The organism is Tabrizicola sp. T46 (assembly GCF_057219895.1).
In genome coordinates this window covers 665,719-688,396 of the sequence record NZ_JBXVVV010000002.1, presented here as the reverse complement: position 1 = coordinate 688,396, position 22,678 = coordinate 665,719, and the positions used below count along the sequence as shown (strand labels likewise).

The 22,678-nt window shown below is 65.2% G+C and carries 23 protein-coding genes; 20 read left to right on the top strand and 3 right to left on the bottom strand.

Annotation, left to right across the window (positions count from 1 at the left end; genetic code table 11):
- The first annotated feature begins 32 nt into the window (after positions 1 to 32).
- Entirely contained in the window at positions 33 to 1,676 is a 1,644-nt protein-coding gene (gene pyrG, locus AC2D9V_RS11015; RefSeq protein WP_484714114.1) for a CTP synthase, read from the top strand.
- Positions 1,677 to 1,742: 66 nt separating this feature from the next.
- A complete protein-coding gene (locus tag AC2D9V_RS11010) occupies positions 1,743 to 2,588 on the top strand; it encodes a glycosyltransferase family 2 protein (RefSeq protein ID WP_484714113.1) in 846 nt (281 codons plus the stop codon).
- Between the two features lie 3 nt (positions 2,589 to 2,591).
- Here the strand turns inward: AC2D9V_RS11010 and AC2D9V_RS11005 are convergent, their stop codons facing one another.
- Complete coding sequence (locus AC2D9V_RS11005) at positions 2,592 to 3,251, bottom strand: TerC family protein (protein ID WP_484714112.1); 660 nt, start codon at positions 3,249 to 3,251, stop codon at positions 2,592 to 2,594.
- A 99-nt stretch (positions 3,252 to 3,350) separates the two neighbouring features.
- Here AC2D9V_RS11005 and rlmJ point away from each other — a divergent pair, with 99 nt between their 5' ends.
- The 16 genes from rlmJ to AC2D9V_RS10925 all read left to right on the top strand — a co-directional run bounded on the left by rlmJ (position 3,351) and on the right by AC2D9V_RS10925 (position 20,036).
- Positions 3,351 to 4,148, top strand: a complete 798-nt coding sequence (gene rlmJ / locus AC2D9V_RS11000) for a 23S rRNA (adenine(2030)-N(6))-methyltransferase RlmJ (protein WP_484714111.1) — start codon at positions 3,351 to 3,353, stop codon at positions 4,146 to 4,148.
- Between the two features lie 9 nt (positions 4,149 to 4,157).
- Complete coding sequence (locus AC2D9V_RS10995; RefSeq protein ID WP_484714110.1) at positions 4,158 to 4,604, top strand: tellurite resistance TerB family protein; 447 nt, start codon at positions 4,158 to 4,160, stop codon at positions 4,602 to 4,604.
- Positions 4,601 to 5,374: a phosphate/phosphite/phosphonate ABC transporter substrate-binding protein gene (locus AC2D9V_RS10990; RefSeq protein WP_484714109.1), complete on the top strand. Its 774-nt coding sequence runs from the start codon at positions 4,601 to 4,603 to the stop codon at positions 5,372 to 5,374. The genes AC2D9V_RS10995 and AC2D9V_RS10990 overlap by 4 nt, the downstream gene beginning before the upstream one ends.
- A 100-nt stretch (positions 5,375 to 5,474) precedes the next feature.
- Complete coding sequence (locus AC2D9V_RS10985; RefSeq protein WP_484714108.1) at positions 5,475 to 6,269, top strand: ABC transporter ATP-binding protein; 795 nt, start codon at positions 5,475 to 5,477, stop codon at positions 6,267 to 6,269.
- Positions 6,269 to 6,976: a transporter substrate-binding domain-containing protein gene (locus AC2D9V_RS10980; protein WP_484714107.1), complete on the top strand. Its 708-nt coding sequence runs from the start codon at positions 6,269 to 6,271 to the stop codon at positions 6,974 to 6,976. The genes AC2D9V_RS10985 and AC2D9V_RS10980 overlap by 1 nt, the downstream gene beginning before the upstream one ends.
- A 34-nt stretch (positions 6,977 to 7,010) precedes the next feature.
- Positions 7,011 to 7,766 carry a transporter substrate-binding domain-containing protein gene (locus AC2D9V_RS10975; RefSeq protein ID WP_484714106.1) on the top strand — a complete coding sequence of 252 codons (756 nt, stop codon included), beginning with the start codon at positions 7,011 to 7,013 and terminating at the stop codon, positions 7,764 to 7,766.
- A gap of 112 nt (positions 7,767 to 7,878) precedes the next feature.
- On the top strand, positions 7,879 to 8,757 hold the full coding sequence (locus AC2D9V_RS10970) for an ABC transporter permease (protein ID WP_484714105.1): 879 nt from the start codon (positions 7,879 to 7,881) through the stop codon (positions 8,755 to 8,757).
- Between the two features lie 2 nt (positions 8,758 to 8,759).
- On the top strand, positions 8,760 to 9,587 hold the full coding sequence (locus tag AC2D9V_RS10965) for an ABC transporter permease (RefSeq protein ID WP_484714485.1): 828 nt from the start codon (positions 8,760 to 8,762) through the stop codon (positions 9,585 to 9,587).
- A 185-nt stretch (positions 9,588 to 9,772) separates the two neighbouring features.
- Positions 9,773 to 11,107, top strand: coding sequence for a glutamine synthetase family protein (locus AC2D9V_RS10960; protein ID WP_484714484.1), 1,335 nt, complete (start codon positions 9,773 to 9,775; stop codon positions 11,105 to 11,107).
- A gap of 137 nt (positions 11,108 to 11,244) precedes the next feature.
- Positions 11,245 to 11,949, top strand: coding sequence for a type 1 glutamine amidotransferase (locus AC2D9V_RS10955; RefSeq protein WP_484714104.1), 705 nt, complete (start codon positions 11,245 to 11,247; stop codon positions 11,947 to 11,949).
- Between the two features lie 42 nt (positions 11,950 to 11,991).
- A complete protein-coding gene (locus tag AC2D9V_RS10950) occupies positions 11,992 to 13,347 on the top strand; it encodes a glutamine synthetase family protein (protein ID WP_484714103.1) in 1,356 nt (451 codons plus the stop codon).
- Positions 13,347 to 14,648: an NAD(P)/FAD-dependent oxidoreductase gene (locus AC2D9V_RS10945; RefSeq protein WP_484714102.1), complete on the top strand. Its 1,302-nt coding sequence runs from the start codon at positions 13,347 to 13,349 to the stop codon at positions 14,646 to 14,648. The genes AC2D9V_RS10950 and AC2D9V_RS10945 overlap by 1 nt, the downstream gene beginning before the upstream one ends.
- A 164-nt stretch (positions 14,649 to 14,812) precedes the next feature.
- Entirely contained in the window at positions 14,813 to 16,744 is a 1,932-nt protein-coding gene (gene dnaG, locus AC2D9V_RS10940; protein WP_484714101.1) for a DNA primase, read from the top strand.
- A 77-nt stretch (positions 16,745 to 16,821) separates the two neighbouring features.
- Positions 16,822 to 18,813, top strand: coding sequence for an RNA polymerase sigma factor RpoD (gene rpoD, locus AC2D9V_RS10935; RefSeq protein ID WP_484714100.1), 1,992 nt, complete (start codon positions 16,822 to 16,824; stop codon positions 18,811 to 18,813).
- 38 nt (positions 18,814 to 18,851) lie between these two features.
- Entirely contained in the window at positions 18,852 to 19,388 is a 537-nt protein-coding gene (locus AC2D9V_RS10930; protein ID WP_484714099.1) for a hypothetical protein, read from the top strand.
- 261 nt (positions 19,389 to 19,649) lie between these two features.
- Complete coding sequence (locus AC2D9V_RS10925; protein ID WP_484714098.1) at positions 19,650 to 20,036, top strand: hypothetical protein; 387 nt, start codon at positions 19,650 to 19,652, stop codon at positions 20,034 to 20,036.
- Positions 20,037 to 20,051: 15 nt separating this feature from the next.
- On the opposite strand, the gene AC2D9V_RS10920 is transcribed toward AC2D9V_RS10925, so the two are convergent.
- The gene (locus tag AC2D9V_RS10920; RefSeq protein WP_484714097.1) at positions 20,052 to 20,327 is read right to left on the bottom strand and encodes a hypothetical protein; all 276 of its coding nucleotides are present in this window, start codon (positions 20,325 to 20,327) and stop codon (positions 20,052 to 20,054) included.
- A 211-nt stretch (positions 20,328 to 20,538) separates the two neighbouring features.
- On the opposite strand from AC2D9V_RS10920, the gene nrdR reads away from it, so the two are divergent.
- Both nrdR and ribD read left to right on the top strand, forming a co-directional pair.
- Positions 20,539 to 21,006: a transcriptional regulator NrdR gene (nrdR, locus tag AC2D9V_RS10915; RefSeq protein WP_482691978.1), complete on the top strand. Its 468-nt coding sequence runs from the start codon at positions 20,539 to 20,541 to the stop codon at positions 21,004 to 21,006.
- Positions 21,007 to 21,020: 14 nt separating this feature from the next.
- Positions 21,021 to 22,109: a bifunctional diaminohydroxyphosphoribosylaminopyrimidine deaminase/5-amino-6-(5-phosphoribosylamino)uracil reductase RibD gene (gene ribD / locus AC2D9V_RS10910; protein WP_484714483.1), complete on the top strand. Its 1,089-nt coding sequence runs from the start codon at positions 21,021 to 21,023 to the stop codon at positions 22,107 to 22,109.
- 104 nt (positions 22,110 to 22,213) lie between these two features.
- Here the strand turns inward: ribD and AC2D9V_RS10905 are convergent, their stop codons facing one another.
- Positions 22,214 to 22,642, bottom strand: coding sequence for a VOC family protein (locus tag AC2D9V_RS10905; RefSeq protein WP_484714482.1), 429 nt, complete (start codon positions 22,640 to 22,642; stop codon positions 22,214 to 22,216).
- Between the last annotated feature and the right edge of the window lie 36 nt (positions 22,643 to 22,678).

Genomic DNA, 22,678 nt, shown 5'->3' with positions numbered 1-22,678 from the left:
CGAATCGCGCCTTGAAACACGGGGGGCCCGGCGTGGCGCGATACATCTTCATTACCGGCGGCGTCGTTTCATCCCTCGGCAAAGGCCTTGCCTCGGCAGCGCTTGGGGCCCTGCTCCAGGCCCGCGGCTACACAGTCCGCCTCCGCAAGCTTGACCCATATCTCAACGTCGACCCCGGCACGATGTCGCCCTTCGAACATGGCGAGGTCTTCGTCACCGACGACGGGGCCGAGACCGACCTTGACCTTGGTCACTACGAACGCTTCACCGGCGTTTCGGCCCGCCAGACCGACTCCATCTCATCCGGCCGGATCTATTCCAACGTGCTGGAGAAAGAGCGCCGCGGCGACTACCTCGGCAAGACGATCCAGGTCATCCCGCACGTCACCAATGAGATCAAGGACTTCCTTCGCATCGGCGACGACGAGGTCGATTTCATGCTGTGCGAGATCGGCGGCACCGTCGGCGACATTGAGGGGCTCCCCTTCTTCGAGGCCATCCGCCAGTTCATCCATGAGCGGCCCCGCGGTCAGTCCATCCTGATGCATCTGACGCTGCTTCCCTACCTCGCGGCCAGCGGCGAACTGAAGACCAAGCCCACCCAGCACTCGGTCAAGGAACTCCAGTCCATCGGCCTTGCGCCGGACGTCCTCGTCTGCCGGTCGGAACACCCGATTCCGGACCGCGAGCGGGAAAAGATCGCCCTCTTCTGCAACGTCCGGAAAGAGGCCGTGATCCCCGCCTATGACCTGAAGACGATCTACGAGGCGCCCCTCGCCTACCACAAGGCAGGCCTCGACCAGGCCGTCCTTGATGCCTTCGGCATCACCCCCGCCCCGAAGCCCAACCTTTCGCGCTGGGAAGACGTGATGGACCGCATCACCCACCCGGAAGGCGAGGTGCGCGTCGCCATCGTCGGCAAGTACACCCAGCTGGAAGACGCCTACAAATCCATCGCCGAGGCCTTGACCCACGGCGGTATGGCCAATCGCACCAAGGTCCGCGCCGAATGGATCGACGCCGAGATCTTCGAGCGCGAAGACCCCGCGCCATACCTGGAAAACTTCCACGCCATCCTGGTTCCCGGCGGCTTCGGCGAGCGGGGCACCGAGGGCAAGATCAAGGCTGCCACCTTCGCACGTGAGAAGAAGGTCCCCTACCTTGGCATCTGCCTCGGGATGCAGATGGCGGTGATCGAAGCCGCGCGGAACCTCGTCGGCGTCACGAACGCCGGGTCCGAGGAATTCGACCACGAGGCCGGAGAAAAGCGCTTCACTCCCGTCGTGTACCACCTGAAGGAATGGGTCCAGGGCAACCACACCGTCCGCCGCAAGGCCGATGACGCCAAGGGCGGCACCATGCGGCTTGGTGCCTATACCGCGAACCTCAAGGACGGCTCGGCTGTCGCACGCATCTACGGCACCAACGTGATCGAGGAACGTCATCGCCACCGCTATGAGGTCGACATCCAGTACCGCGACCAGCTGGAAAAATGCGGGCTGATCTTCTCGGGCATGTCACCTGACGGGCGGCTTCCCGAGATCGTCGAAGTCAAGGACCACCCCTGGTTCATCGGCGTCCAGTTCCACCCCGAGCTGAAATCAAAACCCTTCGCCCCCCATCCACTCTTCGCCGACTTCGTGCGCGCGGCGGTCGAAGGTGCACGGCTCGTCTGACCACCCGTTGCACTCTGTGCCCCGGCGCAGCAGAGTTCGCGGGGAGGAACCGTGGGGACAATGACCATGCGCCTTTCCCTCGTCGTCATGGCCTACCGGCAAGAGACGACCGTTGCCGAAACGATCGCTGCCGCCTTCGCCCAGGACCATGATGACCTCGAAATCGTCCTGACCGACGATGCCTCTCCCGACGGCACCTACAGCGTGATGGAGAAGATGGCCGCCGCCTATCGCGGGCCGCACCGCGTTGTCCTGAACCGCAATCCGCAGAACCTCGGCCTGATCGGCCATGTGAACCACCTGTTCGACCTCGTGACCTCGGACTGGCTGATCTACAATGCGGGCGACGACATGTCGGAACCGCACCGCGCGCGGGCGATTGCCGAGGTGATAGCCCGGGACAACCCGCGCTACATCCATTCGGACGTAACCGACCTGCATGCCGACGGCCAGGCGTTCGGCCGCCAGCGCGACCGCAGACGGCATGAAGAGCTTGAGGCAATGTCGCTGCCCCAGCTTGCCCGCGCGATGTCGCACGGCATCGGGGCAACCGCGGTATGGCACCGCGATCTCTTCCGCACCTTCGGCCCGATTTCCGAAACCGGCCTTTACGAGGACCGGGTGCTCCTCTTCCGCGCCCGGCTGATCGGATCGGTCGGCTATGTTCCCGACCGGCTCGTCCGCTATCGCCGCGGGATGGGCCTCTCATCGCGAAAGGACATGGACCCGGCAAAGCTGCTGCAGGTTGATCTCGCAACACTTCGCCAGCGCCGAGCGGACGTGCTGAAGGTCGCCCCAGACAGGCGCGAAATCCTCAAGGCGCTGGACAAGAAGCAGGCCCGGCGCGAACGCGAATTGGCCGATGTCCTCGCGGGCGGCACAGCCAGGCCGGACGGGTCCGATGACGACTGACCGTCAGCCCATCACGCCCATGACCATCGGCTGCACCTCGTGCCAGCCCTCCCACATCATCTTCAAAGCCACGTAAAGGATGATCATCAGGCCGATGTAGGCGATCCAGCGGTAGCGGTTCAGCAGGTTCGCGATGAAACTCGCGGCAAAGCCCATCAGCGCGATCGACAGGACCAGGCCGACGATCAGGACCGTCGGATGCCCATGTGCCGCTCCGGCGACGGCCAGAACGTTATCAAGACTCATCGACACGTCGGCGATCACGATCTGCGTCGCAGCCTGGGCAAAGGTCTTGCGCGGCGCACCCTTGGCGATCGTCCCATCGGCGTTAAGGTCAGTATCGGTCAGCGCCTCGACCGCCGCCTCCTCGGCCTGATGCGGGGTCGAAAGCTCGCGCCACATCTTCCAGCAGACCCAAAGCAAAAGGATGCCGCCTGCCAGCAGCAGACCGGCGATCTCCAGGAGCTGCGTGGTCACCAGCGCAAAGCCGATCCGCATCACGGTGGCAGCCATGATCCCGACCAGGATCGCCTTGCCCCGCTGTTCTTTCGGCAGGCCCGCCGCAGCAAGGCCGATCACGATGGCATTGTCGCCCGCCAGGACAAGGTCGATCCCGATGACCTGCATCAGCGCGACAAGGCCCTCGTATGTGAAGATTTCCATCGGTGCCCTCGTTCTTTGCCACCGGTCCTACGCCCGGCACGCCAGGGCCGCAAGATGGTTGCCGCTTTCCAAGCCGGGCCCGCCGGGTTAGGCAGAACCATGCTGTCCTACCAACATCTCTACCACGCCGGAAACCTTGCGGATGTCCACAAGCACGCCGTTCTGGCCTGGGTCCTCGACTACCTCACCCGCAAGCCAAAGCCGCTCACCTACATCGAAACCCATGCCGGACGAGGTCTCTATGACCTTTCCGCCGAGGCTGCCGTGAAGACCGGCGAGGCCGCAGCCGGCATAAGGACCGCCGAGACGCTTTTCCCTGCCGATCACCCCTACCGCCAGCGGATTGACGAGACGCGCGCCGCCCATGGCCCGGACGCCTATCCCGGATCGCCCCTGATCGCTGCGCTCGGCCTGCGCGAGACGGACACGATTCACCTGGCCGAACTTCACCCCCGGGAGGTCGCCCATCTGCGCGAGGCCGCAGCCGACTGGGGCGCTCATGTCTACCAGAAGGACGGCTTCGAACTTGCCCTCGCCCTCACCCCGCCCACCCCGCGCCGAGGCTTGATGCTGATCGACCCCTCATACGAGGTGAAGGCTGACTACGAGGCGATTCCGCGCCATATGGCAGCGATCCATCGCAAGTGGAATGTCGGGCACCTGATCCTGTGGTATCCCCTCCTGAAGGGCGGAGCGCATCTACCGATGCTGGCGGCACTAGCCACGGCGTTCCCCGACGGCTTTCGCCACGAGGTCCGCTTCCCCCCCGCACGCGAGGGGCACCGGATGGAGGGTTCGGGTCTCTTCTTCGTCAACCCTCCCTACGGCCTCGATGTGGAATGTGCAGCCCTCACCACGCGCTTCGCGGCGCTTTCCAAGCCCCGTCGAACATTCTAGATAAGGCGGATGATCGACATTCTTCGCCGTCTTCTGGCACCCGCCCCGGAAACCCTGCCGAAGCCTGATGCGCGCATGGCCCTCGCAGCCCTTCTGGTGCGCATCGCCCGGACAGACGGCCTTTACTCGGCCGAAGAGGTCGAGAGGATCGACCGCATCCTCGCACGCCATCACGGCCTCGGCCCTTTCGAGGCAGCCAGTCTGCGGTCGCAAGCCGAAGAGATCGAGGCGGCAGCCCCCGATACCGTCCGCTTCACCCAGGCGATCAAGGCGGCCACGGTGCTGGAGGACCGGGCAGACCTGATGACCGCCCTCTGGTCGGTCGCGCTGGCCGACGGTCAGCGCGACGCGATGGAAGACCGGCTCATGCGCATGGTCGCGACGCTCCTCGGCCTGAACGACGTCGAATCCGCGCAAGCCCGCCAACGCGCCGAACGAGAGGCCGGCCAGGAATGATCGCCTCCCTTGGAATGTACGACTTCGGCACGGCAGTGCCGGCGAACGACCGGTTCTGGGCGCTGATCCGTGACGGGCTTCGGGCCCGCGGCATCGCCGCACCCGATGCGCTGATCCGGGGCGATGCCGCCTTCTGGCCGGCCTGGGAAGCGCCCGACCTCGTCTTGTCGCAAACCTGTGGCTACCCGTTCCGGTCTCGGCTCCATCACCGCGTCACTTATGTCGGCACCCCCGACTACGGGCTCGAAGGCTGCCCGCCCGGCCATTACCGCTCGATCTTCGTCGCCCGCGTCGATGATCCACGCCGGACCCTTGCCGATTTCGAAGGTGCGTCTTTGGCCTTTAATGAGGACCTCTCGCAATCCGGCTGGGCCGCACCCCAGGTCCACGCCGCCGGCCTCGGCATCCGCCTGCGTCCTGGTCCCCGCACCGGAGGGCACGTCTTTTCCGCCCGTGCGGTGGCTGAAGGCCGGGCCGACATCGCTTCACTCGACGCGCTGACGCACCTCCTGCTGGTCGAGAACGAACCTGATCTCATGCGCAGACTGCGAGTCGTCGGCAGCACCGTTCCCACCCCCGGCCTTCCCTACATTGCCGCGGCCGGCGCTCCGGCAGGAATGATCTTCGACGCCGTTGCCGATGCCATCGCAGCCCTGTCGCCTGCGGACCGCGCAACCCTGCACCTGAAAGGCTTTGTCCGCATCCCGACCGAGACCTACCTCGCCGTGCCCAATCCCCCCGCGCCAGAGGCATTTGCGCTGGCGGACTGAGCAAAACGCCACGTCCCTTGCGAATTCCCGGTCAATTGCACATTGCATTGCTGCAGATTCTCGGCCCTACTTCCCCATCATCGCTGCCACCACGGACCCAATGCCAGACGCCCAGACCGACCGACAGGCCGACACCCCGGTTATTGAGATCCGTGACCTGCACAAACGTTTCGGGCCGCTGGAAGTGCTGAAAGGCGTCGACCTTGTCGCCCCGCGTGGCAATGTCATCTCGCTGATCGGGTCGTCCGGGTCTGGAAAATCCACGCTTCTGCGCTGCTGCAACCTTCTCGAAGACAGCCAGCAGGGCGAGATCCTGTTCGAGGGCGAGGCGGTCCGATGGAAAGGCGACGGATTGCACCGCCACGCCGCCGACCGCGCGCAGGTGACCCGTATCCGCACGAACCTCTCGATGGTCTTCCAGCAGTTCAACCTGTGGTCCCATCTGTCGGTCCTCCAGAACGTGATGGAGGCCCCGGTCACCGTCCTGAAGCGCGATCCGGTCGAGGTCGAGGCGAAGGCGCGCCAGTATCTGGCCAAGGTCGGGATCGCCGACAAGGCCGATGCCTGGCCCGCCCAGCTTTCCGGCGGCCAGCAGCAGCGGGCAGCGATCGCCCGGGCACTTTGCATGGAACCCCGCGCGCTGCTCTTTGACGAGCCGACCTCGGCCCTCGACCCCGAGCTTGAACAAGAGGTCGTCCGCGTCATCAAGGCGCTGGCCGACGAGGGACGCACGATGATCCTCGTCACGCACGACATGAAGCTTGCCGCCGACTGCTCCGACCACGTCATCTTTCTGCACCAGGGCCGGATTGAGGAAGAGGGTCCGCCCGAAACGCTCTTCGGCGCGCCGCAAAGCAGCCGCCTGCGCGGCTTCCTCTCGGCAACGGCAGCCTGATGGTCTGCGCTGGCACCCTTGCAGGCCTTGCCACGGGCCTGATCCTCGCTGCCAGCGAACCCGTGGTCGTCGGCACCGACGCCCCCTTTCCGGCCTATACCTATGTCGATGCAGCCGGGGTCATCACCGGCTTTGAACGCGACGTGATGGACGAGGTCTGCACCCGCGCGCGGCTCGACTGCACCTGGCAGCTTGCCAACTTCGGCGACCTCATACCCGGCGTCATGAGTGGCCGTTTCGATGTCGTGCTCGGCGGGATCGCCGTCACCAACGAACGGCGGCAACTGGTCGATTTCACCGCCAGCTACCATTCCACCGATCCCGAGGAATGGTACATCGGCCGTCCCGGCGCCCCCGCCCCGGCCTCAGCCCTGATTGCCGTGCAGGCGGGCACCGTGCACCAGTCGCACCTGCGCGGGCTTGGTTACCGACACCTCGCCTTCCCGACGGAACCCGAGGTTCTGTCTGCGTTGGGTGACGGGACCGTCGACCTTGCCTTCGGTCCCTTCCAGACACGTGAGGATGTGGCCGGCTTCATGGCGTCGCACGGGATCGACTTTCTCTATTCCGACATGCTGCCCGACGAAGGGGTCGGCATGGCGGTCTGCAAGGGGAACCACGAGCTTCTCGATGCGCTGGATGCGGCCCTCGCCGCGATGCGCAGCGACGGCACCCTTGCACTCCTCGAAAACCGCTGGTTCGAATGACCGGCATCACCATCCACCGAAAGGGAGACGAAGGATGAAAAGACTGCTTCTTGCCACCGCGCTGACGGCCCTTGCTGGCACCGCCTTTGCTCAGGACGTCGTGCGCCTCGGCACCGAGGGCGCCTACCCGCCCTACAACTTCATCAACGACGCCGGCGAAGTCGCAGGCTTCGAGCGCGAATTCGGCGACGAGCTCTGCAAGCGCGCCGGCCTGACCTGCGAATGGGTGACCAACGCCTGGGATTCGATCATCCCAAACCTGCAGTCGGGCAACTATGACGTCATCATCGCCGGCATGTCGATCACCGAGGAACGCGAAAGCGTCATCGACTTCAGCCAGCCCTACCTGCCGCCGTCGCCTTCGGGCTACCTCGCGCTCGCGGCTGACGTCGACCTTATGTCGGGCCCCGTGGCCGCGCAGACCGCGACCGTCCAGGCCGGCTTCGTCGCGGCCAATGGCATGACGCTGGTCGAATACGCCACGCCCGAGGAAACCGTCGCCGCCGTCCGCAACGGCGAAGCGGTGGCCGTGCTGGCCGACTACGACTACCTCGCCCCGATCGCTGCGGAATCGGGCGGCGAACTCGTCCTGCTCGAGCGGACCGAGTCCATCGGCGGCGGTGTCGGCCTTGGCTTCCGTGACAGCGACGACGACCTCCGCGCCAAGTTCGACGAGGCGATAAAGTCGATGAAATGCGACGGCACGCTGGAAGCGATGATTGTGAAGCCCGAATACTTCGGCCCCGATACCACCCTCGTCTGGGGTGATCGCGCCAAGGAAGGCTGCTGAGCAACCGAGGGCCGGGGGATTCGTTCTCCCGGCCCGACCCCCGAGTTTTCGCAGAAAACTCGTCCCTGAACACGAGTTTTCTGCGAAAACTCGACCATCCCGGACCCGCTGAATGTTCGAATTCTGTGCCGATCCGAAATCCATCGAGGGCCTGACCTGGGCCGTCTGCTATCTCACGTCCGGCAAGCACATCGACTTCTACTGGTCCTTCGTCACCGTGCTCGCGCTCCTAGCCATCACCGCGCCCCTCGCCCTCGGGATGGGCTTTCTCGGCGCCACCGCCACCCGGTCGCTCATCGCGCCCGTCCGCTGGCTCGGCAACCTATACATCTGGATGGTGCGCGGGGTGCCCGACATCATCTACTTCCTCTTCTTCGTGATCGCGCTCGACCAGGGGATCGAGTTCGTGAAGAACCTCTTCGTCTGCCCCGGCGCCGAATGGCCCTGGCAGGGCCTTGAATTCCGCGTCTGCCAAGAGGCGAAGGTGCCCCTCGGCAGCTCTGCCGCGATCTGGCACCAGGCCTACGGCTTTGCCCTCGCTGTCTTCACCTTCGCGATCGTCTTCGGCGCCTTTGCGGCCAACGTCCTGCAGGGGGCCATGAACGCCGTTCCCCGGGCGCAACTTGAAACCGCCGAAGCCTATGGCATGACCCGCTCCCAGGTCTTTCGCCGCATCCTCATGCCGCAGATGTGGATCTACGCCCTGCCTGGCCTCGGCAATCTCTGGATGATCCTGATCAAGGCGACACCGCTTCTCTTCCTTCTCGGCGTGCAGGACATCGTCTACTGGGCGCGTGAGCTTGGCGGGTCCAAGACCCAGGCCTACGAATACCCGCACCCCGACTGGCGGTTGTGGTACTTCCTCGGCCTTCTCGTCTTCTATCTGGCCTTCACCAAGATTTCCGAGATCGGTCTCGCCCGCCTCTCCCGCCGCCTCAGCCTTGGTCAGGCCACTGCGGGCGGCGAGGCATTGCGGAGGGCCGGGGCATGAGCATGACCTGCTGGGAAACCATCCAGGCCTACGGCCTGCGCTCCATCGGGATCGGCGAGCGCCTTCTGCCCACCACCGACTTCACCCTGTGCCAGCAGTTCACACTCATCGGCTCGGGCCTGATCTGGAACCTCTACTTCGGCATCCTTGCCATCGCGCTCGGCTTCCTCCTCGCCACCGCCGTTGCCCTCGCCAAGACCGCGCGCAACCCCCTGATCCGCAAGCCCGCCGACTGGTTCGTCTTCGTCTTCCGCGGCTCGCCCCTCTTCATCCAGTTCTTCATCGCCTACGAGGCGCTGGTCCTTCTGCCCCGCGCCGGGATCGAGATCTGGGGCATCACGATCGAGACCGCCTGGACCACCCGAGCCTGGGCCGGGGCGCTTTTCGTGCTCTTCCTCAACACCGCCGCCTATTCGGCCGAGATCTTCCACGGTGCGCTGAAGGCCATCCCCAAAGGCGATCTTGAGGCCGCCGAGGCCTATGGCCTGACCGGCTGGCAGAAGTTCCGTCGCATCGAATGGCCAACCATGATGCGCCTCGCCTGGCCTTCCTACACGAACGAGGCGATCTTCCTTTTCCACGCGACGACGCTCGTGTTCTTCTCCAGCTTCCCGGCCTTCCAGCAGAAGGGCGACGCGCTCTATTACGCGAACTATTTCGCCGACAAGACCTTCAACCCCTTCATTCCCTACCCCATCGTCGGCTTCTACTTCGTGCTTCTCACGCTTCTTGTCACTTTCCTCTACGGCAGGGTGAACAAGCGCCTGAACCGGCACCTGCCGTCGCATGCACGAAGCAGAATCCGCTTGCGTCCCCAGTTGATCCGATAGTAGTGTACTTTTGATCAAATTATCCGGGCACCCGCCCGGACCCTGTGACAAGGGCCGAAAAGGCCGACGGGGGAAGGCGATCAAACAAGGGGAAGGACCAAGGGCATGGTCCAAACCTTGCGCATCAGGCGGACGCTTCACGGCGTCCGGGGCGCGGGGGCCGTGCCTTTCCTGGCGACATGATGATGAAGGACTGGCTAAGAAAGCACCCTGACGTGCGGACCATTCGCGTGGCCGCAGCGGATCTCAACGGACAGGCGCGGGGCAAGCGCGTTCCCGCACGCTTTGCGGAAAAGGTCGTGAAGGACGGCACCCGCTTTCCGTTCTCGATCCTGAACCTCGACATCTGGGGTGAGGATATCGACGACAGCCCGCTTGTCTTTGAACAGGGCGACGCCGACGGCGTGCTGAAGCCCACCGAACGCGGCTTCATGCCGATGCCCTGGCTTGAGGCGCCGACCGCACTCTTGCCGATCTGGATGTTCCGGGAAGATGGCCGACCCTATGAAGGCGACCCGCGCCACGCGCTGAACGCCGTCGTTGAACGCTACAAGGCCCGCGGCCTGACCCCGGTCTGCGCGATGGAGCTTGAGTTCTTCCTGATCGACGACTCCGGGAAAACCCTGCAAGTCCCGCCCTCGCCCCGGTCGGGCAAGCGCCGCAAGGCGGCCGAGACGCTGTCGATCCGTGCGCTTGACGCCTTCGACACTTTCTTCACCGACCTCTACGACGCCTGCGAGGCAATGGACATCCCGGCGGACACGACCACCTCGGAAACCGGCCTCGGCCAGTTCGAGGTGAACCTCATGCACTGCGACGACGCGCTGCGCGCCGCCGACGATGCCTGGCTTTTCAAGATGCTGGTCAAGGGCCTTGCCCGTCGTCACGGCTTTGCCGCCAGCTTCATGGCGAAACCCTATGCCGAATACTCGGGCTCAGGTCTGCACACGCATTTCTCGGTGCTGGACGAACGCGGCGACAACATTTTCGACTCGGGCGGTCCGAAGGGCACGGCGCAACTTCGCCATGCCGTCGCTGGCTGTCTCGAGGCGATGCACGACTCCGCACTCCTCTTCGCGCCCCACATGAACAGCTTCGAACGTCTGGTGCCTGACAAGCACGCGCCGACCGCAATTTCCTGGGGCTACGAGAACCGCACTGCGGCCATCCGCATCCCGGCCGGCAACCCTTCGGCCCGGCGGATCGAACACCGCGTTGCGGGCGGCGACGTGAACCCGTACCTGATGCTGACGGCCATCCTCGGCGCTGCCCTTTCCGGGCTAGAGGACGCAAAGGAACCGCCGCCCCCGGTATCGGGCAACGCCTATGCGATGGACTTGCCGCAGATTCCGTCGAACTGGGAAGCGGCCATCGACGCCTTCGAGCACAGCGACATCATCTATCGCTTTCTGCCGAAGGAACTGATCCGCAACATGGTGCAGACGAAGCGCCAGGAACTCCACTACATCAACGAGCTTTCGCCCGAAGAGCGGGTGGAACTCTACCTCGACACTGTCTGACCACTCCTCGTCGGCCTTCGGCCCTCGTCGCTGACCCGCGAGGAGAAGCCGAAGGCGCACGACGAGGCCCCGGAAGCACCCCCTTGACCAAGCCCCCCGAACACACCCACCTTGAGGAAAACCGAAGGACCCATGTGATGCAGATCGGCATCCTCCAGACCGGTGAAAGCCCCGACGCCCTGCGCCACCAGGGCGACTACCCGGATTTCTTCGAGACTCTGCTTGCCGGGCGCGGCCTGACCTTCCGCCGCTGGGCCGTCCTGCGGAACGATTTTCCTGACAGCGTGCACGACTGCGATGGCTGGCTCATCACCGGCTCGCGCTTCGGGGCCTATGAACCGCACGCCTGGATCCCGCCCCTCGAGGATTTCATCCGTGCCGCCTATGCCGCGCATGTCCCGGTTGTCGGCGTCTGCTTCGGCCACCAGATCATCGCCCAGGCGATGGGCGGCAAGGTCGAGAAATTCGCCGGCGGCTGGACAGTAGGGCCCACCGAGTACGACTTCGGCGACCGGACCTACACGCTCAACGCCTGGCACCAGGACCAGGTGGTGAAGAAACCCGAAACCGCGAAGGTCCTCGCCTCGACCGCGATGTGCGAAAACGCGGCGCTTCTTTATGACGATCGCATGTTAACCGTCCAGCCCCACCCCGAATTCCGCAAGGAGTTCATGGAGGGGCTGATCAAGGTCCGGGGGCCGGGTCTGGTCCCCGACGCGCTTCTTGCCGATGCCACCCAAAGGCTCGACACGGATCTCGACAGCCCGTCGATGGCCGACCGGATCGCGGATTTCTTCCTGACCCACCAAGCCAAACACGGGGCCGAGAAGCTCCGCGCCTGATCCTGATCGGCCGCGGGGGCCACCCCCAAACTCGTGTGACCTATGTCCAAATGGACCGACCAGCTGCCCGAGGCAGCACGCGACTACATCGGCAGCCGCCGTGTGGACGAAGTGGAATGCATCATCGGCGACATCGCCGGCGTGGCGCGCGGCAAGGCGATGCCTGCCGCGAAATTCGCGAAGCAGACCAACTACTTCCTGCCGAACTCGATCTTCCTCCAGACGATCACCGGTGAATGGGCAGACAACCCCTTCGACGCTTTCACCGAACCCGACATGATCCTGGAACCGGACTGGTCCACCGCCACCGCGGCACCCTGGACCGCCGACACCACGCTGCAGGTGATCCACGACGCCAAGGACCAGCAGGGCAATCTCGTGCCCTTCAGCCCCCGCAACGTCCTCCGCCGCATTGTCGAGCTTTATGCCGCCAAAGGCTGGAAGCCGGTCGTCGCCCCCGAGATGGAATTCTTCCTGACCGCCCGCAACATCGACCCGAACATGCCGGTCATCCCGCCGATGGGCCGCTCCGGCCGCCGGGCCGCAGGCAAGCAGGCCTATTCGCTGTCCGCCGTCGACGAATACGGCAAGGTGATCGACGACATCTACGACTTCGCCGAGGCCCAGGGGCTGGAGATCGACGGCATCCTCCAGGAAGGCGGCGCGGGGCAGATCGAGCTCAACCTCGCCCACGGCGACCCCGTCCGCCTTGCCGACGACGTCTTCTTCTTCAAGCGCATGATCCGCGAGGCCGCGCTGCGCCACGACTGCTTCGCCACGTTCATGGCCAAGCCCATCGCAGGCGAGCCCGGGTCGGCCATGCATATCCACACCTCGGTCGTGGACACCAAGACCGGAAAGAACATCTTCTCCGGCCCGAAAGGCGTCGAGACCGAGGCCTTCATGCACTTCATCGGCGGCCTGCAGAAGCACCTCGGTGCCGCCGTCGCGCTGTTCGCGCCTTACGTGAACAGCTACCGCCGCTATGTCCCGGACTTCGCCGCGCCGATCAACCTTGAATGGGGCCGCGACAACCGCACCACGGGTCTCCGGATCCCGATCTCCAGCCCCGCCGCCCGCCGGGTGGAAAACCGCCTGCCGGGCATGGACTGCAACCCCTATCTCGGGATCGCGGCCACGCTCGCCTGCGGCTACCTTGGGCTGATCAACAAGACCGAAGCGCGGCCCGAATTCACCGGCTCGGCCTATATCGACAGCGAGGACATCCCGGTGAACCTTGGCGACGCGCTTGACCTTCTGGACGAGGACAAGGCCCTGCAAGAGGTCGTGGGCGTGGACTTCGTAAAGGTCTACGACTCAGTAAAGCGGAACGAATACAAGGAGTTCCTGCAAGTCATCAGCCCGTGGGAGCGGGAGCATCTGCTCCTCAACGTCTGATGGACCTTCTGCATGTAAACGACCGGCGGGGCGAATACCCCGCCAGCTTCTACGCTTCCACCCGCACGCCCATCGACCCGTTCCCCGCCCTTCAGGGCGAGGTCCGGGCCGATGTGGCGGTGGTCGGCGGTGGCTACATGGGCCTGTCCGCCGCCCTGCACCTTGCCGAGAAAGGCCTGTCGGTCATCGTCCTTGAAGCCCACCGCGTCGGCTTCGGTGCTTCGGGACGGAACGGCGGACAGGTCGGCTCCGGCCAGCGCCAGGACCAGGTCTGGCTGGAAAAGACCGTCGGGCGCGACCATGCCCACCGGCTTTGGGACATGGCCGAAGATGCCAAGTCCCTCGTGAAAGACCTGATCGCCCGACATGCCATGCCGGTGACCTTCCACCCAGGCGTGGCCCACGCCTGCTATTCCGACGCCGAGACGCGCGAGGCCCACGGCTATGCCGAAAAGCTCGCCCGCGACTACGGCTACACCCAGCTCGAACCCCTCGACCGCGCCGGCATCCGCCGCCTGATCGGCTCCACCTCCTTTGCCGGGGGCGAGATCGACCGGGGCGCAGGCCATATCCACCCCCTCAACTTCGCGATCGGCCTTGCCAAGGCCGCCGCCGCCGCCGGCGCACGGATCCATGAGACCAGCGAAGTCCTGTCCTTCACCCCCGGTGCCAAGGCGCTGCTGAAGACCGCCGGCGGCAGCGTGACGGCCGACCACGTCATCCTTGCCGGGAACGGTTACATCGGCGGGCTGGAACCGAGCTACCCGTCACGGGTCATGCCGATCAACAACTTCATCCTCGCAACCGAACCCCTTGGCGACCTCGCCAAGGACATCCTCGCCGAACCGGTCGCGGTGGCTGACAGCAACTTCGTCGTGAACTACTGGCGCCTCTCCGAGGACAACCGCCTCCTCTTCGGTGGCGGCGAAAGCTATGGCTACCGCTTCCCGGACATCCTAAAGACCGTCCGGGCACCCATGCTGAAGATCTACCCGCAGCTTGCCGACGTGAAGATCAGCCACGCCTGGGGCGGTACGCTTGCCATCACAATGAACCGGATGCCCGCCCTGATGCGCCCGCATCCGAACGTGCTGGCCGGCTCGGCCTGTTCCGGCCACGGCGTTGCGCTTTCGACCCTGACCGGCAAGCTTCTGGCCGAGACCGTCGCCGGCAATGCGGAAGGCTTCGATCTTCTTGCCAGCATTCCCCAGCCCCGCTTTCCCGGCGGCGCCACCCTGCGCTGGCCGCTTCTGGTCCTGGCGATGACCTGGTACTCGATGCGCGACCGGCTGGGCCTGTGACCTCTGCCGGAGCGGGGGTTTCACACCCCCACACCCCCGTGGGATATTTGTACACGAAGAATGGTGCTGGACCTTTTGCATTCTTCGTCCCCAAATATCCTCGGGGGTCCGGGGGCGAAGCGCCCCGGCGGTTGCCACCCAGCATCACGATTGTATTGAGCGGAATGTCCCTGCCACCCGGATTCCTCGATGAGCTGCGCACCCGGATCACGCTTTCTTCCGTCGTCGGAAAGAAGGTCACCTGGGACATGCGGAAGTCGAACCTGGCCAAGGGCGACTTCTGGGCACCCTGCCCGTTCCACCAGGAAAAATCCGCGAGCTTCCACGTCGATGACCGCAAGGGGTTCTACTACTGCTTCGGCTGCCACGCGAAAGGCGATGCCGTCACCTTCGTGAAGGAGACCGGCAACCTCGGCTTCATGGAGGCGGTCGAGGCGCTCGCCGCCGAGGCCGGGATGCAGATGCCCGCCCGCGACCCGAAGGCCGCCGAACGCGCCGACCGAAGGACGCAGCTTCAGGATGTGATGGAAGAAGCGGCGCGCTTCTACCGGCTGCAACTGAAGACCGGCGCAGGGTCCGCAGCCCGCAGCTACCTTGTCCAGAAGCGCCGCCTGACCGAACCCGCATGGGACCGCTGGGGCATCGGCTGGTCGCCCGATAATGCGCAGGCGCTGGTGGATCACCTTGCCACCAAGGGCATTTCGCCCGACCTGATGACCGCCTCCGGCGTTGTCGCGAAGTCCGACAGCGGGCGGCTTTATGACCGCTTCCACGCCCGCATCATCTTTCCGATCCTTGATCCCCGGGGCCGGACGATCAGCTTTGGTGGTCGTTCCCTCGATCCGAACGCGCGGGCGAAATACCTCAACGGCCCGGAAACCGAGCTCTTCGACAAGGGACGCAGCCTTTTCAACCACGGCCCCGCGCGCGAGGCGGCGGGCAAGGGCAAGCCCTTGATCGTCGCCGAAGGCTACATGGACGTGATCGCGCTTTCGGAGGCAGGCTTCACCGCCGCCGTCGCCCCGCTTGGCACCGCCGTCACCGAAGACCAGCTCCGCATGATCTGGCGCATCAGTGACGAGCCGGTCATGGCGCTGGACGGTGACAAGGCAGGCCTCGCCGCCGCGCAGCGGGTGATCGACCTGGCGCTTCCGCTCCTCGAAGCCGGAAAGGCGCTCCGTATCGCCATCCTGCCCGGTGGCATGGACCCCGACGACCTGATCAAAGCGCAAGGCGCGCCCGCGATGCAGGCGGTGCTCGATCAGGCAAAGCCCATGGTCCAGCTCCTCTGGCAGCGCGAGACGGAGGGCCGCAGTTTCGACAGTCCCGAACGCCGGGCGGCTCTGGACAAGGTTCTGCGGACCCACCTCGCGCGGATCACCGACCCTTCGATCAAGACCCATTATGGCGAGGAGATGAAGCGCCTGCGGCTGGAGCTGTTCGGCACGGTCCAGGCCCGCCCCTTCCAGCCCGGCCCCTTCCGGCCCGGTCGCGGCCGGTTCGCGCCCCCCGGCGGTGCGCTCGCCTCCACCCGCTCTTCGCTTCTCGCGCAAGGCCAGGGCCCGGTCGAAGAGGTCCTGCGCGAGGCGGTCATCCTTGCCACCCTGATCCTGCACCCCCGGCTCATCCACCGCTTCGAGACCGCGCTCGAACGGCTGGACCTCACCGGCGACGATCATGACACCCTGCGCCAGATGATCCTGGCCGGCGCCGACATGCCCGACCTTCACGCCAAGATCGCCGCTTCCGCGCCCGGCCCCCTTGACGCCCTCCTGTCGCGTCCCCATGTCGCCATCGCCCCCCCGGTCCGCAACCGCCATGACGACGACCTCGCCGCCCTCTGTCTGGCCGAAGAACTCGCCAAGCTGGAAGCCCGCCGGGGTGCGCGCCGCGAGATCGAAGACGCGATGGAGGATATGGAGGGCCTGCCCGACGAGGGCCTGACTTGGCGCCTTGCCCATGCCGCCGAGGCCCGGCACCGGTCCGAACGGATCGGTCCCAGCGACAGCACGGACCTCGGCGAAGACCGGGCCGCGCTCTCAAGACAATTGCAACGCCTGATCGACGATCAGGTGTGGGTCAAGAAAAACCGCTGATTCGGCCTTTCCCCCGGTCTGATTCGCGTTATTGATTCGAACAGCCACGCCCCGATTCGCGCCCCAAAGGAGCACACATGGCCCTCAAGGACACTGACGACGCCAAGCCCGACACCGAAGAGCCCGATGTCTCGCTCGACATGAGCCAGGCCGCCGTCAAGAAGATGATCGCCGACGCCAAGGAGCGGGGCTACATCACCTATGAGCAACTGAACACCGTCCTGCCGCCCGAACAGGTCTCGTCCGAACAGATCGAGGACGTGATGTCGATGCTCTCCGAGATGGGCATCAACATCATCGAAGATGACGAGGCCGAGGAAGGCGAAGCCCCGGTGGGCGAGGTGATCGAGGTTTCGACCAGCCGCGAGATCGCCGTCGCCGGCACCACCTCCGAAACGCTCGACCGCACCGATGACCCTGTCCGCATGTACCTGCGCGAGATGGGGTCGGTCGAACTCCTGTCCCGCGAGGGCGAAATCGCCATCGCCAAGCGCATCGAGGCCGGCCGCAACACGATGATTGCGGGCCTCTGCGAAAGCCCGCTCACTTTCCAGGCCATCATAATCTGGCGCGACGAACTTCTTTCCGAGGAAATCCTCCTCCGCGACGTCATCGACCTTGAGGCCACCTTCGGCCGCAGCCTCGATGGCGACGAAGAGATGGACGGCCCGCCCCTCGATGATGTCGAAGTGGGCGATGCCCCGCGCCGCGCGACCGGCAGCGCCGAGCCCGAGCTTGACGCCGACGGCAACCCCATCCTGCGCGAGATGGACGAGGACGAGGATGACGAGGCCTCGAACATGTCGCTCGCCGCGATGGAAGCCGCATTGAAGCCTCGCGTCCTCGAAACGCTCGACCTCATCGCGCGGGACTATGACCGCCTGGCCGAGATGCAGCAGTCGCGGATGGACGCGACACTGTCCTCCAGCCAGCGGTTCTCAACCGCCGACGAAGCCGCCTATCAGAAGCTCCGGTCGGAGATCGTGCTTCTGGTCAACGAGCTGCACCTCAACAACAGCCGGATCGAGGCGCTCATCGACCAGCTGTACGGCATCAACAAGCGGATCATGTCGATCAATTCAGGCATGGTGAAACTTGCTGACGCCGCCCGGATCAACCGGCAGGAATTCATCCAGGAATACCAAGGGTATGAGCTTGACCCCACCTGGCTGGACCGGATGGCCGAAAAGGCCGGCCGCGGCTGGCAGGCGCTGATCGAGAGGAGCCGCGACAAGGTCGAGGAACTCCGCAACGAAATGGCCCAGGTCGGCCAATACGTCGGCGTCGACATCTCGGAATTCCGCCGCATCGTGAACCAGGTCCAGAAGGGCGAGAAAGAGGCCCGTCAGGCCAAGAAGGAAATGGTCGAGGCGAACCTGCGTCTCGTCATCTCCATCGCCAAGAAATACACCAACCGTGGCCTGCAATTCCTTGATCTCATTCAGGAAGGAAACATCGGCCTAATGAAGGCCGTCGACAAGTTCGAATACCGCCGGGGTTACAAGTTCTCGACCTACGCGACATGGTGGATTCGCCAGGCGATCACCCGGTCGATCGCCGACCAGGCCCGCACGATCCGCATCCCGGTCCACATGATCGAGACGATCAACAAGCTGGTCCGCACCGGCCGCCAGATGCTGCACGAAATCGGCCGCGAACCCACGCCCGAGGAACTGGCCGAGAAACTCCAGATGCCGCTGGAGAAGGTCCGCAAGGTGATGAAGATCGCCAAGGAACCGATTTCGCTGGAGACGCCCATCGGCGACGAGGAAGACAGCCAGCTCGGCGACTTCATCGAGGACAAGAACGCGATCCTGCCATTGGACTCCGCGATCCAGGAGAATCTGAAGGAAACCACCACCCGCGTCCTCGCCTCGCTGACCCCGCGCGAGGAACGCGTCCTTCGCATGCGCTTCGGGATCGGCATGAACACCGACCACACGCTTGAGGAAGTCGGCCAGCAGTTCAGCGTCACCCGCGAACGGATCCGGCAGATCGAGGCGAAGGCGCTGCGGAAGCTGAAGCACCCGAGCCGGTCACGGAAGCTGCGGAGTTTCCTGGATCAGTGAGGCCGTCCCCGACGGATATCCCACCTGGATACGTCGCATTGGCCTTCGTGGCCTTTGCGCCGTTCCTGTTGATGTCCGAACGGTTGATCTACTTCCTGCCGTCCGAATGGTGGCTTCGGGGTGCGTTTCTTCCGTCCGTGCTTCTCGCACTCGTTGTCCCGGGCGTTCTGCTCGTAAGAAGGCTGCGGGGAACCCATGGCTCGACACGCCGGCGATCAGAGCTTCTTCCCGCCGCCCTGGCTGCCGTTGGCGGGGGCATTTTCATCTTCTTCACGATCCTGATCACCCTGCCGGCCGCCGCATCCTTCGTGCTTGGCGGCGCCACCACGCATCGGGTCACGGCAGCCATGAACATCGTTGGCATGCATGACTCGCCCATCCGCGGGTGTCGGTCCCGCTCTCCGATCGTCGATCGTCCGTCAACCTTCTTTCGACATGTCTGTTTTGACAGCCATGAGGACAAGTCAGCCGCCCGGAAGATCGGGACACGGGTGGTTGTCGACCTTCATGGTTGGGGCAACAGCTTTGGGATCTACTATACGTCAACCGATCCCGTTGGCCCGGCCCAACCGTAGGGTGCGCTACAGCGCACCAGCCGACGGTGCGCTGTAGCGCACCCTACACCTCCACCCGCTCCACCGCCGTCCCCGCCCGCTGCGCCAAGTCGGTGCCGTCCTTTCCGGCCATACCAACCCGTAGGGTGCGTGCTCGCACGCACCTCCACCCGCCCCCACACCCCCGTGACCGACGAACCGATTGTTTCCGCCGCCAAACTGTGGTGGTGTAACCCCATTCGCCGGGCGACATCCGGCCCATCATTTACGGGAATCCCGCCCATGACCCTGCGCACCCGCCTCATCCCGCTCCTTCTCGCCGCCGGCCTCACAGCGTCGCCTGCCGCTGCCTGGCAAAGCACCAACAACTTCACCGTCCGCCAGCTTGACCAGAACCGCTTCGAGGTCCTGTCGCGCGGTGGCCTCAGCAATTCCGACGCCTGGTGTGCGGCGGGTGATTTCGTGATCCGTGCCCTGCGCCTGCCGCGCAGCACCACGATCTGGCGCATCTCGGAACCGCCGCGGCGCTCGGGTGAAGGGATCGTCTTCTCGCTCTCGCCCGATGGCGCGGCCAGCACGACCGGCCTTGTCGGCTCGGGCGGAAACTCGGCCTCTGCGAACCACGGCCAGAACATCTGCGCCTCGCTGCGCGAGATCCGGCGCCGCTAAGGCGCCTCCCCCGGCTCAGGCCGGCGGGGGCGGCACCGCCTCCCAGGCCTCGCCCATCGCCAGGATGCAGGCCGTGCCGTTGGCATAGCTCTGTACCAGCGTCCAGTCGCCCGACGCCTTGGTCCAGACCTCCAGCACGGCCTCGGTGTCGCGCAGGCCCGTTCCGGCGACCTCTGCCTGACCAAGACGCAAAAGGATCTCTTCCCGGGGTGCGCAGATCATCTCGGCAATTGCCGTCTCTGCCAGCGCCGGACCGGCAAGAAAGAGAATAGGGATGAGTCGCGTCAACATGCATGGAATCGTAACACGGATGTGACGGTTTTCACTCCAATTCTGCGCTCCTGTCGACATTGGCCTGAGTCCCCGCCGCCACAGTGTCGCCCCCATATGCTGGGGTCCGAACTTCGCGCTTCCCGAAATGCACGGGCTGACCCTATAGTCAGTGTCGGAACCGGGGGTAACACCCGGCCCTTGAGGTGGGACAACAACAAGGAGGGGGCCGATGCGCTGCCCGTTCTGCGGCAATATCGACACGCAGGTGAAGGATTCGCGGCCCGCTGAGGATCACGTCTCGATCCGCCGCCGCCGCTTCTGCCCGGCCTGTGGCGGGCGCTTCACGACCTATGAGCGCGTCCAGCTGCGCGATCTCGTCGTCATCAAGTCCTCCGGCAAGCGCGAGGATTTCGACCGGTCCAAGCTTGAACGCTCGATCCGCATCGCGATGCAGAAGCGCCCGATCGACCCCGAGCGGATCGACCAGATGATCTCGGGCATCGTCCGGCGGCTTGAAAGTCTTGGCGATACCGACATCTCCTCCAAGGTCATCGGCGAGATAGTGATGGAAAGCCTCGCCCGGATCGACACCGTCGCTTACGTGCGCTTTGCCTCCGTCTACAAGAACTTCCAGACGGCGGACGACTTCGACGGCTTCGTCAGCGAACTCCGGCCCGGCAGCGCCGCCGAAGAGTGACTGACGCCGACCACATGGCCCATGCCCTGCGCCTTGCCGCGCGGGGCCTTGGCAATGTCTGGCCCAACCCCGCCGTGGGCTGCGTTCTGGTGAAGGACGGCCTGATCGTCGGCCGCGGCTGGACGCAGCCAGGCGGCCGCCCGCATGCCGAGGTCCGCGCCCTGCAGCAGGCCGGAGACTTAGCCGAAGGCGCCACCGCCTATGTCACGCTCGAACCCTGCGCCCACCATGGCCAGACGCCCCCATGCGCCGAGGCCCTGATCTCCGCCAATGTCGCCCGCGTCGTCACCGCCCTGACCGACCCCGACCCCCGCGTCTCCGGCAAAGGCCATGCCATGCTGCGGGCGGCGGGCATCGTGGTGACCGAAGGAGTCCTGACCGCCGAAGCCACACGCCTCAACGCCGGTTTCCTCAAACGCGTGACCCAGGGCCTCCCCTTCGTCACCCTGAAACTCGCCGCCAGCCTCGACGGCCGCACCGCCACCGCCACGGGTGAAAGCCGATGGATCACCGGCCCCGAAGCCCGCCGCAAGGTCCACGCGATGCGCCTTTCCCACGACGCCGTCATGGTCGGCTCCGGCACCGCGCTGGCCGACGACCCTGACCTGACGGTCCGGGGTATGGGCGCGCAAAGACAACCCGTCCGCATCGTCCTTGACCGGATGCTCAAACACTCCCCCGAAAGCCGCCTCGGCCGCACGGCCCGCGAGACCCCGGTCTGGCTCCTCCACGGCCCCTCGGCGCCGGAAGCCGCCCGCACCGCCTGGGCCGCCACCGGCACCACCCTGATCGAGGTGCCCGAGACTGGCGGCCGCCTCGACCTGAAGGCCGCCCTTCAGGCGCTGGCGGGAAAGGGCCTCACCCGCATCCTCAGCGAAGGCGGGGCAACCCTTGCCGCGGCACTGGTCAAGGCCGGGCTCGTGGACGAACTGGCCATGTTCTCGGGCGGCATCCTGATCGGAGCCGAAGGCCATGCGGCGGTCGGGTCGCTTGACCTCACCGCATTGGCACAGGCCCCGGGGTTCGGTTTGCTGCGCCATGAACGCCTTGGCCCGGACACCCTGTCAATCTGGACGCGCCGACCGGGAAAGGCGACGGATTGAACGTGCGGACACCGGGCGCTTTCACGGCTCCGAAGGAAGACAGGTGGAAGACGGAAGGAAGACGCAAGGAAGACGCCCGGCCGACTGCCTCACCTTTCCACCCCTCACCAATGCCCCACGCTGGCCATGCTCGCCCAAGGCTCCGCCGGGGTCTTCGCCTGCCCCTTCTGCAACAGCTCCACCGACACGTTGTCGGGTGACCGCACGAACGCCATCCGCCCGTCGCGCGGGGGCCGGTTGATCACCACCCCGTTCGCCTGCAGATGCGCGCAGGTGGCGTAGATGTCGTCCACCTCATAGGCCAGATGCCCGAAATGCCGGCTGTCCGACGGCAACCCCGGATCGTCATCCCAGTTGTAGGTCAGCTCCACCGGGCAGTCCTCCTGCCCCGGCGGCGCCATGAAGACCAGCGTGAACCGCCCGCCCTCGTTGTCATAGCGCCGCGTCTCCTTCAGCCCCAAGAGCCGGTAGAAGGCCATCGACTTCTCCAGGTCCTTCACCCTCACCATCGTGTGCAGATACCGAATACCCATCTCATCCTCCATCTTTCACCTATCTTGCGGTATCCC

What these genes read in the sequence shown, in the direction of transcription:
- AC2D9V_RS10995 (WP_484714110.1), top strand. Translation starts at nt 4,158, where the DNA reads ATGATCGACATTCTTCGCCGTCTTCTGGCACCCGCCCCGGAAACCCTG.
- nrdR (WP_482691978.1), top strand. Translation starts at nt 20,539, where the DNA reads ATGCGCTGCCCGTTCTGCGGCAATATCGACACGCAGGTGAAGGATTCG.
- AC2D9V_RS10905 (WP_484714482.1), bottom strand. Translation starts at nt 22,642, where the DNA reads ATGGGTATTCGGTATCTGCACACGATGGTGAGGGTGAAGGACCTGGAG.
- AC2D9V_RS10925 (WP_484714098.1), top strand. Translation starts at nt 19,650, where the DNA reads ATGACCCTGCGCACCCGCCTCATCCCGCTCCTTCTCGCCGCCGGCCTC.
- AC2D9V_RS10960 (WP_484714484.1), top strand. Translation starts at nt 9,773, where the DNA reads ATGAAGGACTGGCTAAGAAAGCACCCTGACGTGCGGACCATTCGCGTG.
- AC2D9V_RS11005 (WP_484714112.1), bottom strand. Translation starts at nt 3,251, where the DNA reads ATGGAAATCTTCACATACGAGGGCCTTGTCGCGCTGATGCAGGTCATC.
- AC2D9V_RS10970 (WP_484714105.1), top strand. Translation starts at nt 7,879, where the DNA reads ATGTTCGAATTCTGTGCCGATCCGAAATCCATCGAGGGCCTGACCTGG.
- ribD (WP_484714483.1), top strand. Translation starts at nt 21,021, where the DNA reads ATGGCCCATGCCCTGCGCCTTGCCGCGCGGGGCCTTGGCAATGTCTGG.
- AC2D9V_RS10950 (WP_484714103.1), top strand. Translation starts at nt 11,992, where the DNA reads ATGTCCAAATGGACCGACCAGCTGCCCGAGGCAGCACGCGACTACATC.
- rlmJ (WP_484714111.1), top strand. Translation starts at nt 3,351, where the DNA reads ATGCTGTCCTACCAACATCTCTACCACGCCGGAAACCTTGCGGATGTC.
- AC2D9V_RS10975 (WP_484714106.1), top strand. Translation starts at nt 7,011, where the DNA reads ATGAAAAGACTGCTTCTTGCCACCGCGCTGACGGCCCTTGCTGGCACC.
- AC2D9V_RS10955 (WP_484714104.1), top strand. Translation starts at nt 11,245, where the DNA reads ATGCAGATCGGCATCCTCCAGACCGGTGAAAGCCCCGACGCCCTGCGC.
- AC2D9V_RS10965 (WP_484714485.1), top strand. Translation starts at nt 8,760, where the DNA reads ATGACCTGCTGGGAAACCATCCAGGCCTACGGCCTGCGCTCCATCGGG.
- AC2D9V_RS11010 (WP_484714113.1), top strand. Translation starts at nt 1,743, where the DNA reads ATGCGCCTTTCCCTCGTCGTCATGGCCTACCGGCAAGAGACGACCGTT.
- AC2D9V_RS10990 (WP_484714109.1), top strand. Translation starts at nt 4,601, where the DNA reads ATGATCGCCTCCCTTGGAATGTACGACTTCGGCACGGCAGTGCCGGCG.
- AC2D9V_RS10980 (WP_484714107.1), top strand. Translation starts at nt 6,269, where the DNA reads ATGGTCTGCGCTGGCACCCTTGCAGGCCTTGCCACGGGCCTGATCCTC.
- AC2D9V_RS10920 (WP_484714097.1), bottom strand. Translation starts at nt 20,327, where the DNA reads ATGTTGACGCGACTCATCCCTATTCTCTTTCTTGCCGGTCCGGCGCTG.
- AC2D9V_RS10945 (WP_484714102.1), top strand. Translation starts at nt 13,347, where the DNA reads ATGGACCTTCTGCATGTAAACGACCGGCGGGGCGAATACCCCGCCAGC.
- rpoD (WP_484714100.1), top strand. Translation starts at nt 16,822, where the DNA reads ATGGCCCTCAAGGACACTGACGACGCCAAGCCCGACACCGAAGAGCCC.
- AC2D9V_RS10985 (WP_484714108.1), top strand. Translation starts at nt 5,475, where the DNA reads ATGCCAGACGCCCAGACCGACCGACAGGCCGACACCCCGGTTATTGAG.
- dnaG (WP_484714101.1), top strand. Translation starts at nt 14,813, where the DNA reads ATGTCCCTGCCACCCGGATTCCTCGATGAGCTGCGCACCCGGATCACG.